General features: G+C 65.4%; 12 protein-coding genes and 1 pseudogene. 8 read left to right on the plus strand and 5 right to left on the minus strand.

Features of this window, described 5'->3' with window-relative positions; all coding sequences use genetic code 11:
- Positions 1 to 100, plus strand: a pseudogene (locus tag AB4Y43_RS10540) (IS110 family transposase); the annotation flags it as partial.
- Positions 101 to 163: 63 nt separating this feature from the next.
- Here AB4Y43_RS10540 and gap read toward each other — a convergent pair.
- Together gap and tkt are read right to left on the minus strand one after the other, a co-directional pair.
- Positions 164 to 1,174 carry a type I glyceraldehyde-3-phosphate dehydrogenase gene (gene gap / locus AB4Y43_RS10545; protein WP_069269122.1) on the minus strand — a complete coding sequence of 337 codons (1,011 nt, stop codon included), beginning with the start codon at positions 1,172 to 1,174 and terminating at the stop codon, positions 164 to 166.
- A 137-nt stretch (positions 1,175 to 1,311) separates the two neighbouring features.
- Positions 1,312 to 3,354, minus strand: coding sequence for a transketolase (tkt, locus tag AB4Y43_RS10550; protein ID WP_069269123.1), 2,043 nt, complete (start codon positions 3,352 to 3,354; stop codon positions 1,312 to 1,314).
- A 379-nt stretch (positions 3,355 to 3,733) separates the two neighbouring features.
- On the opposite strand from tkt, the gene speE reads away from it, so the two are divergent.
- The 3 genes from speE to AB4Y43_RS10565 all read left to right on the plus strand — a co-directional run bounded on the left by speE (position 3,734) and on the right by AB4Y43_RS10565 (position 5,877).
- Entirely contained in the window at positions 3,734 to 4,597 is an 864-nt protein-coding gene (gene speE, locus AB4Y43_RS10555; protein ID WP_368727771.1) for a polyamine aminopropyltransferase, read from the plus strand.
- Positions 4,598 to 4,703: 106 nt separating this feature from the next.
- Entirely contained in the window at positions 4,704 to 5,132 is a 429-nt protein-coding gene (locus AB4Y43_RS10560) for a glyoxalase/bleomycin resistance/extradiol dioxygenase family protein (RefSeq protein ID WP_069269125.1), read from the plus strand.
- Between the two features lie 4 nt (positions 5,133 to 5,136).
- The gene (locus tag AB4Y43_RS10565) at positions 5,137 to 5,877 is read left to right on the plus strand and encodes a 16S rRNA (uracil(1498)-N(3))-methyltransferase (protein ID WP_368618176.1); all 741 of its coding nucleotides are present in this window, start codon (positions 5,137 to 5,139) and stop codon (positions 5,875 to 5,877) included.
- Between the two features lie 86 nt (positions 5,878 to 5,963).
- Here AB4Y43_RS10565 and AB4Y43_RS10570 read toward each other — a convergent pair whose 3' ends face one another.
- From AB4Y43_RS10570 to AB4Y43_RS10580, 3 genes are all read right to left on the minus strand, one after another.
- Entirely contained in the window at positions 5,964 to 6,521 is a 558-nt protein-coding gene (locus AB4Y43_RS10570) for a barstar family protein (protein ID WP_069269127.1), read from the minus strand.
- Between the two features lie 7 nt (positions 6,522 to 6,528).
- Positions 6,529 to 6,960 carry a ribonuclease gene (locus AB4Y43_RS10575; RefSeq protein WP_083245699.1) on the minus strand — a complete coding sequence of 144 codons (432 nt, stop codon included), beginning with the start codon at positions 6,958 to 6,960 and terminating at the stop codon, positions 6,529 to 6,531.
- A gap of 272 nt (positions 6,961 to 7,232) precedes the next feature.
- Entirely contained in the window at positions 7,233 to 9,527 is a 2,295-nt protein-coding gene (locus tag AB4Y43_RS10580; protein ID WP_069269128.1) for an NADP-dependent malic enzyme, read from the minus strand.
- A 189-nt stretch (positions 9,528 to 9,716) separates the two neighbouring features.
- On the opposite strand from AB4Y43_RS10580, the gene thiL reads away from it, so the two are divergent.
- Genes thiL through AB4Y43_RS10600 form a run of 4 tightly spaced genes read left to right on the plus strand, consistent with a single transcriptional unit; the run spans position 9,717 to position 12,419 of the window.
- Positions 9,717 to 10,706 carry a thiamine-phosphate kinase gene (gene thiL / locus AB4Y43_RS10585; RefSeq protein ID WP_368618173.1) on the plus strand — a complete coding sequence of 330 codons (990 nt, stop codon included), beginning with the start codon at positions 9,717 to 9,719 and terminating at the stop codon, positions 10,704 to 10,706.
- Positions 10,696 to 11,280 (plus strand): phosphatidylglycerophosphatase A, encoded by a 585-nt coding sequence (locus AB4Y43_RS10590; RefSeq protein ID WP_368727772.1) that lies wholly within the window; start codon positions 10,696 to 10,698, stop codon positions 11,278 to 11,280. The genes thiL and AB4Y43_RS10590 overlap by 11 nt, the downstream gene beginning before the upstream one ends.
- Positions 11,281 to 11,314: 34 nt before the next feature.
- Entirely contained in the window at positions 11,315 to 11,815 is a 501-nt protein-coding gene (locus AB4Y43_RS10595) for a CinA family protein (RefSeq protein WP_069269131.1), read from the plus strand.
- Positions 11,816 to 11,870: 55 nt separating this feature from the next.
- Positions 11,871 to 12,419: a cupin domain-containing protein gene (locus tag AB4Y43_RS10600; protein ID WP_069269132.1), complete on the plus strand. Its 549-nt coding sequence runs from the start codon at positions 11,871 to 11,873 to the stop codon at positions 12,417 to 12,419.
- Positions 12,420 to 12,503 lie beyond the last annotated feature (84 nt).

Raw genomic sequence — 12,503 nt, forward strand, 5'->3', positions numbered from 1 at the left:
CAAGGTTGTTCTGGTTGCCTGCATGAGAAAGCTGCTGACTATCCTCAACGCCATCGCAAAAACAGGAAAGCCGTGGGATGAATCCATCCACACGGCTTGACAGGTAAGACAGTTGCTCATTACCGCCCCGAGGGGCGGTCTTTTCATGCAGCGTCGAGCGTGCTTACTTCGCGTTCGCGAGCGCCACAGCCGTGTCCAGCATGCGGTTCGAGAAGCCCCACTCGTTGTCGTACCAGCTCGACACCTTCACGAGACGGCCCGAGACCTTCGTGAGCGTGGCGTCGAACGTCGACGACGCCGGGTTGTGGTTGAAGTCGATCGACACCAGCGGTGCGTCGTTGTAGCCCAGGATGCCCTTGAGCGCGCCTTCCGACGCTTCCTTCATGATGGCGTTGACTTCTTCGACCGTCGTGTCGCGCTTGGCGATGAACGACAGGTCGACGATCGAGACGTTGATGGTCGGGACGCGGATCGCGTAGCCGTCCAGCTTGCCGTTCAGTTCCGGCAGCACGAGGCCGACAGCCGAAGCCGCGCCCGTCTTCGTCGGGATCTGGCTGTGCGTGGCCGAGCGCGCGCGGCGCAGGTCTTCGTGGTACACGTCGGTCAGAACCTGGTCGTTCGTGTACGCGTGGATCGTCGTCATCAGGCCGGTTTCGAGGCCGATCTTGTCGTTCAGCGGCTTGACGAGCGGTGCCAGGCAGTTGGTCGTGCACGATGCGTTCGAGATGACCGTGTGTTCGGCCTTCAGCACGTTGTGGTTCACGCCGTAGACGATGGTCGCGTCGACGTCCTTACCGCCCGGCGCCGAGATGATCACCTTCTTCGCGCCGCCCTTCAGGTGCGCGCTGGCCTTTTCCTTGGTCGTGAAGAAACCCGTGCACTCCATCACGACGTCGACGCCCAGCTCGCCCCACGGCAGTTCGGCCGGGTTGCGGTTGGCCAGCACGCGGATACGGTCGCCGTTGACGACGAGGTAGTCGCCGTCGACCTTCACTTCACCCGGGAACTTGCCGTGTGCCGTGTCGTACTGCGTCAGATGCGCATTGGTCTTCGCGTCACCCAGATCGTTGATCGCAACGATCTGGATGTCGTGCTTCTTGCCGTTCTCGTAGAACGCGCGAAGCGTGTTACGGCCGATGCGGCCGTAGCCATTGATAGCGACGCGAATGGTCATGGTTTATCTCCTAAGGGCTGAAAAATTCTGAAACCGGTGCTGCGCTGGCGCCGACTCCGGGCTGCGGCGGCCCGGCGGGACGCTCAAGGCAGCGGGCCCGCCAGATCTTGCCGATCAGGCGGGCCCGTTACGCATGCTTAGTTGTCGAGCGCGGCCTTGGCCGTCGCGACGACATGATCGACCGTGAAGCCGAAGTGCTTGAACAGCACGCCAGCCGGGGCCGATTCGCCGAACGTGTCGATGCCGACCACGCCGCCTTCAAGGCCCACGTACTTGCGCCAGAAGTCGGTCACACCGGCTTCGATCGCGACGCGGCGCACGCCCTTGGGCAGCACGCGCTCACGGTAGTCGGCGTCCTGCTTGTCGAACACGTTGGTCGACGGCATGGACACCACGCGGGCGCCGATACCTTCGCGCTGCAGCGCTTCGACGGCCTTCATCGCCAGTTCGACTTCCGAGCCCGTGGCGATCAGGATGATCTTGCGGCTCGGGATGTCGTCGTTCCAGTCCTTGAGGACGTAGCCGCCCTTGGCGATGTTCGCGATCTGCGCGTCCGTGCGCTCGTTGAACTGCAGGTTCTGACGGCTGAAGATCAGCGACGAAGGACCGTGATGCGAGATCGACTCGGTCCAGGCCACCGCGGTTTCCACGGTGTCGGCCGGACGCCAGAGCGTCATGTTCGGGATCAGGCGCAGGCTTGCGACCTGTTCGATCGACTGGTGCGTCGGGCCGTCTTCGCCGAGACCGATCGAGTCGTGCGTGAAAACGAAGATCGACGGGCATTTCATCAGCGCGGCCACGCGCAGCGCGTTGCGGCTGTAGTCCGAGAACGTGAGGAACGTGCCGCCGAACGCCTTGTAGCCGCCGTGCAGGTTAAGGCCGTTGAGCGCCGCGCTCATGCCGAACTCGCGCACGCCGTAGTTGATGTGGTTGCCCCACTGGATGCCGGTCTCGCCGGCCTTGGCAGCGCGCACGGGCTTCGAAGCCTTCCAGTTGGTGAGGTTCGAGCCGGTCAGGTCGGCCGAGCCGCCCAGCAGTTCGGGCAGTGCGGCGGCGAGGCCTTCGATGGCCTGCTGCGAAGCCTTGCGCGTGGCAACCGTTTCCTTGCGCGAATCCGCGCCGGCGACGATCGCGGCGGCTTTCTGCGCCCAGTCCGCGGGCAGCTTGTGCGCCATGCGGCGCTCGAACTCGGCGGCTTCCGTCGGGTACTTCGACTTGTACGCGGCGAACTGCTCGTTCCATGCCGCTTCGAACTTCGCACCGGCGTCCTTCGCGTCCCAGTCTGCGTAGACTTCCTGCGGCAGCGTGAACGGCTCCCACTTCCAGCCCGCCGCTTCGCGCCACTTGGCGATTTCTTCGGCGCCAAGCGCCGCGCCGTGCACGTCGTGGCCGCCCTGCTTGGTGGGCGCACCCTTGCCGATGATGGTCTTGCAGCAGATCAGCGTGGGCTTGTCCGAGGCCTTGGCCTTCTGGATAGCCGCGTCGACCGCGTCCACGTCATGGCCGTCCACGTGCGGGATCACGTTCCAGCCGTAGGCTTCGAAGCGCTCCGGCGTGTTGTCGTGGAACCAGTTGACGACGTCGCCGTCGATCGAAATGCCGTTGTCGTCGTAAAGCGCGATCAGCTTGTTCAGCTTGAGCGTGCCGGCGAGCGAGCAGGCTTCGTGCGAGATGCCTTCCATCAGGCAGCCGTCGCCGAGGAACACATACGTGTGGTGATCGACGATCTTCGCGTCGGCCTTGTTGAATTCCGCAGCGAGCAGCGCTTCGGCCAGCGCCATGCCGACCGAGTTCGCCAGACCCTGGCCGAGCGGGCCCGTGGTCGTCTCGACACCCGGCGTGATGCCGAACTCGGGGTGACCCGGCGTCTTCGAGTGCAGCTGACGGAAGTTCTTCAGTTCCGCCATCGGCAGGTCGTAGCCCGTCAGGTGCAGCAGCGAGTACAACAGCATCGAGCCGTGGCCGTTCGACAGCACGAAGCGATCGCGGTCACTCCAGAGCGGGTTCGTCGGGTTATGGCGCAGATGGCGCGACCACAGTGCAACGGCGATCTCGGCCATGCCCATGGGCATGCCGGGGTGACCGGAGTTCGCTTGCTGAACGGCGTCCATGGACAGCGCACGAATGGCGTTGGCCATCAACTGGGTGGTAGCGGGGGAGGCGGAGGACGAGGTCGTCATGTCGAGTCCGGAAGTGTGCAAAAAGCGGCGTGGGCGGCGCAGGTCGCGAACAGCGCAAATTGCGAGGGCAAACTGCGGCGCACACAGCAGCGCGGGAGTCCGGAAGCTCGGCAAATCGCCCGCTCAGGCGCACATGCGGCGCCAGGAGACGCGAAACGGCCGGAGCAAACGGAGAGGGCTGCAAAGCGGAATATTCTAGCAGATCATGGGGATGAACCCTGGCCGTAAGGCGCGCGGTATGCGCCGCACGCGCAGTCGTCCTCGCGTTGGCCTCTGGCGCGGCCCAGGTCCGATTCACACCCCTATAATGGCTCTGTTGGCCCTATTTACTGCGGAATTTTCGCGTGCTCAGGCGCAACGGCAACACACCTCGACTTCCGTGACCGACTCCCTCCTCTTCCATCCTGCGGCAGACGCGCTCTACGGTTTTCCTGGCGCGCGCCGCCTCGCCGCGGCCGATACGCCGTGGCAGCGCATCGAGGTCTGGGACACGCCGCAACTGGGCTGCCTGTTCACGCTGGACGGCCGCCCGATGACCTCCGCCGGCGACGAGTTCATCTATCACGAATGCATGACGCACCCGGCCGCGCTCACGCATCCCGCGCCGCACGCGGCGCTCGTGCTGGGCGGCGGCGACGGCGGCGCGGCGCGCCAGTTGTTGCGCCACCCGGACATCGAGCGCATCGTCGTGGCCGAACTGGACCCGGACGTCGTGCGCCTGACGGGCGACTATCTGCCCGAGGTGCGCGGCGACGCCTTCGAAGATCCTCGGGTGGAACTCGTGATCGGCGACGCGGCCGCGTTTGTCGCCTCCGCGCAGGCTCGCTTCGACCTCGTCGTATTCGATCTGACTCCGCCTGACTCGCCGGCTGCGGGCCTTTATACCCCGACGTTCTACGCGGCGCTCAAGCGCGTGATGAGCGCCGACGCGCTCGTCTCGCTCCATCTGGGCTCGCCGTTCCATCATGCGCAGCGCGTGGGCGCGCTGCTCGGCGGACTGTGCGCGGCCTTCGCCGTCGTGCGACCGCTTGCCGCCTACGTGCCGCTCTACGGTTCACTGTGGCTCATGGCGATCGCGAGCGACACGCTCGACCCCGCCGGAGTCGACGAGACCACGTTGCAGGCGCGCGCCGCCGGGCGGCAACTCGAAGGCTTGCGCTACTACGACCCGCGACTGCACGTGGCGCTGTTAAAGGGTTCATGCACGGCCCGCGATAAACTAGGCAAATTCCTGCTGCTCTAGGGGTCCTGCCCGTGGAGAACGGCTGGTCCCATAGCGCTTTTATCCTGCGCGCCCTCGCCCGGAGCGGCACGGCGCTTCATCCGAACCGCGAATCTGGAGAGACTCGATGACCGCACCCCGTCCTGCCGGCGTGCCGTGGCTGACCCCGTATCTGACGGTACGCGACGCGCGCGCGTCGATGGACTTCTATCGGGCAGCACTCGGTTTTGCGGTACGCGACAGCGTGGAGGACGACGGCGCGATCATGCACGTGGAGATGACTTACCACGATCAGTTGATCGTCATGTTCGCGCCGGAGGGCGCGTTCGGCTCGACTGCGCGCACGCCCAAAAGCGCACAGACTGTCGCGCCGCAATCTTTTTATCTGTATGTCGACGACGTCGACGCGGTGTATGCGCGGGCGCTCGAAGCCGGCGCGAAATCGCTGAGCGAGCCGCAGGACCAGTTCTGGGGGGACCGTTTCGCACAGGTCGAAGACCTCGACGGTTACCGCTGGGCGCTTGCTCGGCACTTGTCCCGATTCAATGAGAAATAGTTCTATGCCCCGCTTTTTCGTCGGCAGCGCCCTGCAATCCGACGAGGTTGTCACCCTTCCCGACGAAGTCACGCGTCATGTCCAGGTGCTGCGCCTGCAGCCCGGCGACACCATCGTGTTGTTCAACGGTCTTGGCGGCGAGTACAGCGCCGAGATTGTCGGCATGGAGCGCCGCGACACGCAGGTGCGCATCGGCCCTCGCCGCGACTTTGAAGCCGAGCCGCCTTACCGCGTCACGCTCGCTCAGGGCATTGCCGGCAACGACAAGATGGACTGGCTGATCGAAAAGGCCGTCGAACTGGGCGCGACGAACTTCGTGCCGCTCACTGCCGCGCGCAGCGTCGTGCGGCTTTCCGGCGAGCGCGCCGTGCGCCGCCAGGCGCACTGGCAGCGCATTGTGCAGGCCTCGTGCGAACAATGCGGACGCAACCGCCTGCCCGACGTCGCGCCCGCGCGTGACATCGCCACATGGCTCGACTCCTTACCCGGGCGCCCCGGCGAAGGCGAACTGCGCCTGCTGCTCTCGCCGCGCGCGAACGTCGCGTTCTCGACCTTGCCGGTCGAGCCGCCTTCGGGCGAAGTGACGGTGCTGATCGGGCCTGAGGGGGGATTTTCGTCGCAGGAAGAGGAGGCGGCGCTCGACCGCGGCTTCCTCGCCGTGGGGCTCGGGCCGCGCGTGCTGCGCACCGAAACGGCAGGCATCGCCGTGCTCGCGGCGCTTGCCGCACGCTGGGGCGGCTGGTAAGCGCAGCGGGTAAAAATGACAAAGCCCGCCGGAAGGCGGGCTTGCGATTTTCTGTCGCATGCGCGCGACGGAACGTGAGCCGAAGGTCAGGCGAACGAATAAAAAACGCGGAACGGCACCTTGCGCTCGGCCCAGTATTCCGAAGCCTCGCGAAATACGTCGAGCAGCGTTTCCCGGCCGTCCTTGTCGAACTTCTGGGCAATCGGCAGTCCTTCCAGCACGATCACGAAACCGGGCTGCTCGCCGGCTTTCTGCACCAGATCGGTCAGGCAGTCGTACAGGCCGTCGTAGTTCTTGCCGAAATGCTTCGGAAACAGAAACGAGGTGGCAATCGTCTCGAGTACTTCCTGCCTGGTTTGCGCATTCGCGCAGAACGCATAGAGGAAATGCTGCTGCAGCCGCTGGGCTTCGTCCGAGAGATCCTGAATGCGAAACGCCCGGATCGACTGGACAATATTCGGCTGCACGGTCGAAAACAGGCTCATGGCCCCCTCGTTCGATGAAAGCCCCGCCTCATCCTGGCGCGCCTCGCTGTCGTGCTTCAACTGCATGACGCGCTGGAACAGGTTGCCCTCCCCGGACGCGAACAGATCGCTCGCGACCCGGGGGTCGTGCGCGTAAACGTTATCGCTCATGCCGCTCATCCCGGTGTCAATCAATAATTCGCCTGAAACTGGCGTAGTGGTCGTCGGAGTAGTAACAGTTGTCGGTCCGCTTGCGTGGACCACCGCAAACGATGCGCTTGGCACCGCGGTTGTGCGCGCCCGGCGTCGGGACCGTGTACTCGTGATAGTAGCCCCGCCGCTGCGGTGGCAATATCCGCTCAAAATTCCCGAAAACGACGCCGTCCTTCTCGAAAGGGAACGGGCCGCCCGCCGCAATCAGGCTCAACGTGCCTACCGCCTCACGCGGAAGTTCGTTGACCGAAATGCTGCCGACCGGATTACCCGCCTCTTCCGGCTGACTCGTGCGCGCCTGAGCGCCACCTGCCGCGAACGCTGCGGTTGCGACCAGCGCCACCGCTGCGGCGCGCCGCAAGCCAGACAAACCGCCGCCGAAACAATGAGTTAGACGAGGCGCCATCACCTGGTTCCCGCTTCCCTGGTTACGTGTTCGACGACCATGAAAGGTGTAAGGGTATCGCTAATGATGCCTGGAAGCAACGTTAGTCAGGCGAGGACGACTACAGCTTGACTCCTCACGAGGGTCAAACTGGTAAATTTTACAATCTCATTTCGCGCGATTTTGCTCGCTCGAGCCGGGTCTCGCGCTCAAAAAAATCGGCGTGCTCACAGGAGCACACCGATTTTCAGGTCCGCGTCACCGGGCGTCCCCGGCGACTCGCACGACTGAGTTCAACGTGCCGCGTTCACGTCCGCGACGAGCAGCGCCGTCATGTTGACGATGCGGCGCACCGTGGCGGAAGCCGTCAGCACGTGCACCGGCTTGGCTGCGCCGAGCAGGATCGGCCCGATGGCGATGTTGTTGCCTGCCGCCGTCTTGAGCAGGTTGTAGGAGATATTCGCCGCGTCGATATTCGGCATGATCAGCAGATTCGCTTCGCCTTCGAGCGTCGACTCCGGCAGGATCTCCTTGCGCAGGTTCGCGTCGATCGCCACGTCGCCGTGCATTTCGCCGTCCACCTGCAGGTCCGGCGCGCGCTCCTGGAGGATCTCGAGCAGGTCGCGCATCTTCTGGGCGCTCGGCGCGTTGCTCGAACCGAAGTTCGAATGCGAGCACAGCGCGATCTTCGGCTCGATGCCGAAGCGGCGCACTTCCTCGGCCGCCATGATGGTGATTTCCGCGAGTTGCTCCGGCGTCGGGTCGACGTTGACGTGCGTGTCGGCGATGAAAATCTGCCGGTTCGGCAGCACGAGCGCGTTCATTGCCGCGTAGACGTTGCAGCCGGACCTCTTGCCGATCACCTGGTCGATGAAGTGCAGGTGGCGGTGCGTCGTGCTGACCGTGCCGCAGATCATGCCGTCGGCTTCGCCCTTTTCCACGAGCATCGAGCCGATCAGCGTGGTGCGGCGGCGCATTTCGAGTTTCGCCATTTGCTGCGTGATGCCCTTGCGCGCCATGAGCTTCGCATAGGTCTGCCAGAACTCGCGGTAGCGCTCGTCATGGTCGGTGTTCACGACCGTATAGTCCTGGCCGGCGTGCAGGCGCAGGCCGTAACGCGCGATGCGCTGCTCGATCACCGAGGGGCGACCGATCAGGATGGGCTTCGCGAGCTTTTCGTCGACCACGATCTGCACCGCGCGCAGGATGCGCTCCTCTTCGCCCTCGGCGAACACGATGCGCTTCTTCTCCGGCTCCACGGCGCGCGCGAGCTGGAAGATCGGCTTCATGGTCGTGCCGCTGTGGTAGACGAATTGCTGGAGGTGCTGCTCGTAGGCGTCCATGTCCTCGATCGGACGGGTCGCGACGCCCGAGTCCATTGCCGCCCTGGCCACAGCCGGCGCGATCTTGACGATCAGGCGCGGGTCGAAGGGCTTCGGGATCAGATACTCGGGCCCGAACTGCAGATCCTGGATGCCGTAGGCCGTGGCCACGACATCGCTTTGCTCCTGGCGCGCCAGTTCCGCAATCGCGTTGACCGCGGCGATTTCCATTTCGCGCGTGATGGTGGTCGCGCCCGCGTCGAGCGCGCCGCGGAAGATGAACGGAAAGCACAGGACGTTGTTCACCTGGTTCGGGTAATCCGTGCGGCCCGTGGCGAGCACGGCGTCCGGACGCACTTCGAGCGCGAGCTCCGGCAGGATTTCCGGCGTCGGATTGGCGAGCGCGAGAATGAGCGGCTTGGCCGCCATCTGCTTGACCATGTCCTGCTTGAGCACGCCGCCAGCCGAAAGGCCGAGGAAAATGTCGGCGCCTTCGATCACTTCGGCAAGCGTGCGCGCGTGGGTTTCCCGCGCGAATCGCTCCTTGTCCGGGTCCATCAACTCGGTGCGGCCCTTGTAGACCACGCCCGCCAGGTCGGTCACGACGATGTTTTCGAGCGGCAGACCGAGGTCGACGAGCAGGTCCAGACACGCGAGTGCGGCGGCGCCCGCGCCCGAGGCGACCAGCTTCACGTCCTTGATGTCCTTGCCCACGACCTTCAGGCCGTTCGTGAAGGCGGCCGCCACTACGATGGCCGTGCCGTGCTGGTCGTCGTGGAAGACCGGAATCTTCATGCGCTTGCGCGCTTCGCGTTCGACGATGAAGCACTCGGGCGCCTTGATGTCTTCGAGATTGATGCCGCCGAACGTGGGTTCGAGCGCGGCGATCACGTCGACGAGCTTGTGCGGGTCCGACTCGTTGAGTTCGATGTCGAACACGTCGATGCCCGCGAACTTCTTGAAGAGCACCGCCTTGCCTTCCATCACCGGCTTCGAGGCGAGCGGTCCGATGTTGCCGAGGCCGAGCACGGCCGTGCCGTTCGACACGACGCCCACGAGGTTGCTGCGCGCCGTGAAGCGCGCGGCGTTGAGCGGATTTTCGACAATCGCCTCGCACGCGAACGCGACGCCCGGCGAGTACGCGAGCGAGAGATCACGCTGATTGATCATCTGCTTGGTCGGCGCGATCGCGATCTTCCCGGGCGTAGGAAACTCGTGATAATCGAGGGCGGCTTCGCGAAGCTTGTTCGTAGCGGGATTCGACATGGGGAGGCAGGACGTGGGTGCGGATTAGAATGACAACTCGAACGCTAAGTTTGACCGATTGTAGCGCCAATCCCTGGCAGCATTCCTTTCAGTTCGGGCGCAAGTCCGGCGACCGCGATGGGGGGAAAAGCCATGCCAGGGTGCCCTATGCGGCGACGGCCATATCCCAACTGACATAACCCTTTCGTCATGCTTTCCGAGTTCTCCCTGATCGACCGATATTTTGCGCGTCGAGCGCGCACGAACACGCAACGCGCCACGCTGGGCATTGGCGATGACTGCGCGCTCATCGCGCCCGCCGCGGGCGAAATACTGGCCGTCTCGACCGACATGCTGGTGGAAGGCCGCCACTTCTTCCCCGACATCGATCCGCACGCGCTCGGCCACAAAGCGCTCGCCGTCAATCTCTCCGATCTCGCCGCGATGGGTGCGCAGCCGCTCGGCTTCACGCTGGCGTTCGCGCTCCCCAAGGCGGACGAGGACTGGCTAGCCGCTTTCAGCGCGGGCCTCTTCGAGCTGGCCGACCGCTTCGACTGCGAGTTGATCGGCGGCGATACCACGGCAGGGCCGCTGAACCTGTGCCTGACAGTGTTCGGCTCCGTGCGTCAGGATGCCGCACTTCGGCGCGATGCCGCCCACGCGGGCGACGACATCTGGGTCTCCGGCACGCCCGGCGACGCGCGCGCGGGTCTCGGCATGATGCGCGGCGAATGGCCGGTGCGCGAGCAGGACGCCGCGCCGTTGCGCCGGGCGCTCGAATACCCTGAACCGCGCGTGGCGCTGGGCCTCGCGCTGCGCGGCGTGGCCCGCGCGGCGCTCGACGTATCGGACGGTCTGGCCGGCGACCTGCGCCATATCCTGGAACGCTCGCACCTCGCCGCGACGATCGACGTCGACGCCTTGCCGCTCTCGCCTGCGCTCGCGCGCCTGCCGCGCGACGTGCAGCTGCAATGCGCGCTCGCGGGGGGCGACGACTACGAACTGTGTTTCACGGCGGCGCCCGCGCGGCGCGACGCGGTCGAGGCGGCCGCGCAACAGGCGGGGGTGCGCGTCACGCGCATCGGTACAATGACTTCCCGCACTTCGCCGCAAGCCGCCCCCGAGATCGCCTGGCGCGACGCGGGCGGCACGCCGCTCAATCTGACGTTGCAAGGTTTCGATCACTTCCATGCAGACTGATCCCACGCCCTCGCCCGCCGGTCAGCCGGCTCCTCCGGCAGGCTCGGCAAGCAACGCCACCGCACCCGGCACGGGCGCTCAGGCCACTCGCCCGCGCCGCGCCGACGCGCCGTTCATGCTCACCCATCCGCTGCACATCGTTTCGCTCGGCTTCGGCTCGGGACTCTCGCGCCTCGCGCCCGGCACGGCCGGCACGCTGTTCGCCTGGGCGTCCTTCGAGGTGCTCAACCGCTATCTGACGGTGACGGAGTGGGGACTGCTGATCTTCTTCGGCTTCTTTGCGGGCATCTGGATCACGGCCTTCACGGCGAAGAAGCTGCGCACGGACGATCCCTCGGCCATCGTCTGGGACGAGATCGTGGCGTTCTGGCTCGTGCTGCTCATGATCACGCCCGTCGCTTTCGAGGGCCGGCTGTGGGCCTTCGTCGTCTTCCGGTTTTTCGACATGGTGAAGCCGCCGCCCATCCGCTATTTCGACCGGCGCTTCAAGGGCGGCCTCGGCATCATGCTCGACGACATCGTCGCCGCATTCTTTACGCTGCTCGTCATCGCGCTCTGGCGCATGTCGGTGTAGCGCCACCTCGCCGCCAACCCAACGGATTGCTGCAATGGCTACCGATTCCGTCGTCCACCAACTCGCCATCCGCGTCGGCAACAAGCTGCGCGACGGGCGGCTCATGCTCGCGAGCGCCGAATCCTGCACGGGCGGCATGGTCGCCACCGCCATCACCGACATATCCGGCAGCAGCGTCTGGTTCGAACGCGGTTTCGTCACCTACTCGAACCAGGCGAAAACCGAGATGATCGGCGTGCCGCCCGAACTCATCGAAAAGCACGGCGCGGTGAGCGAGCCGGTCGCGCGCGCGATGGCTGAAGGCGCGCTCAGCAACAGCCGGGCACAAGTTTCGCTCTCCATCACCGGCGTCGCTGGACCGGGCGGCGGCACGCCGGAAAAACCGGTCGGCATGGTGTCGTTCGGCTGGAGCAACCGGCTCCATACGAGCGTCGAGACGCTGGTCTTCAAGGGCGACCGCGAACAGATCCGCGTGCAGGCCGCCGCGCACGCGTTGCGCGGGCTGCTCGCGTTCATCGACGAACAGGAACGCTAAAACCGGCCCGCGCCTCGCCGGAGCGCCGGCCGGGCCCACCAAGGAGGCCCATGCCATGGCAGCCGCGAATACCGCAGTCGAAGCATTGATCCGCCGCTTCGGGCTCGAACCACATCCCGAAGGCGGCTACTACAGCGAAACCTATCGAGCCGACAAGCTCGTGCGGCGCGACGGCGCAGCCGCCGCAGAGGGCACGCGCGCAGCCTCGACGGCCATCTACTTCCTGCTGGCGGAAGGCGCCTATTCGGCATGGCACCGCATCCGCTCCGACGAGCTCTGGCACTTCTATGCGGGCTCCCCCCTCGAGATTCATTCGATCGATGAACGCGGCGTGCTCTCCACGCGCAAGCTCGGCCACGCGCTCGACCATCCGGGCACCGTGTTCCAGGCGGTGGTGCCGGCCGGACACTGGTTCGCGGCGCGCTGCTGCGATCCTTCGACCTATGCGCTCGTGGGCTGCACGGTGGCGCCCGGGTTCGAGTTCAGCGAGTTCGAGATCGCCGATGTGAACGCGCTCGCCGATAAATACCCGCTGCATCGATCGATCGTCGAATTGTTCCGCAAACCGGCATCCGTTGCGGCTGCAGCCGCGAAGAAAGATTAGGGGCGCGGCGTCCGGGGACGCGGATTCGCATGATGCCCAGCTTCGGCCGCCGCCATGGCGCCCCGCCCACTTCGCCGTACGCCG

The organism is Paraburkholderia sp. BR10872 (genome assembly GCF_040965835.1).
Lineage (GTDB): Bacteria > Pseudomonadota > Gammaproteobacteria > Burkholderiales > Burkholderiaceae > Paraburkholderia > Paraburkholderia nodosa_A.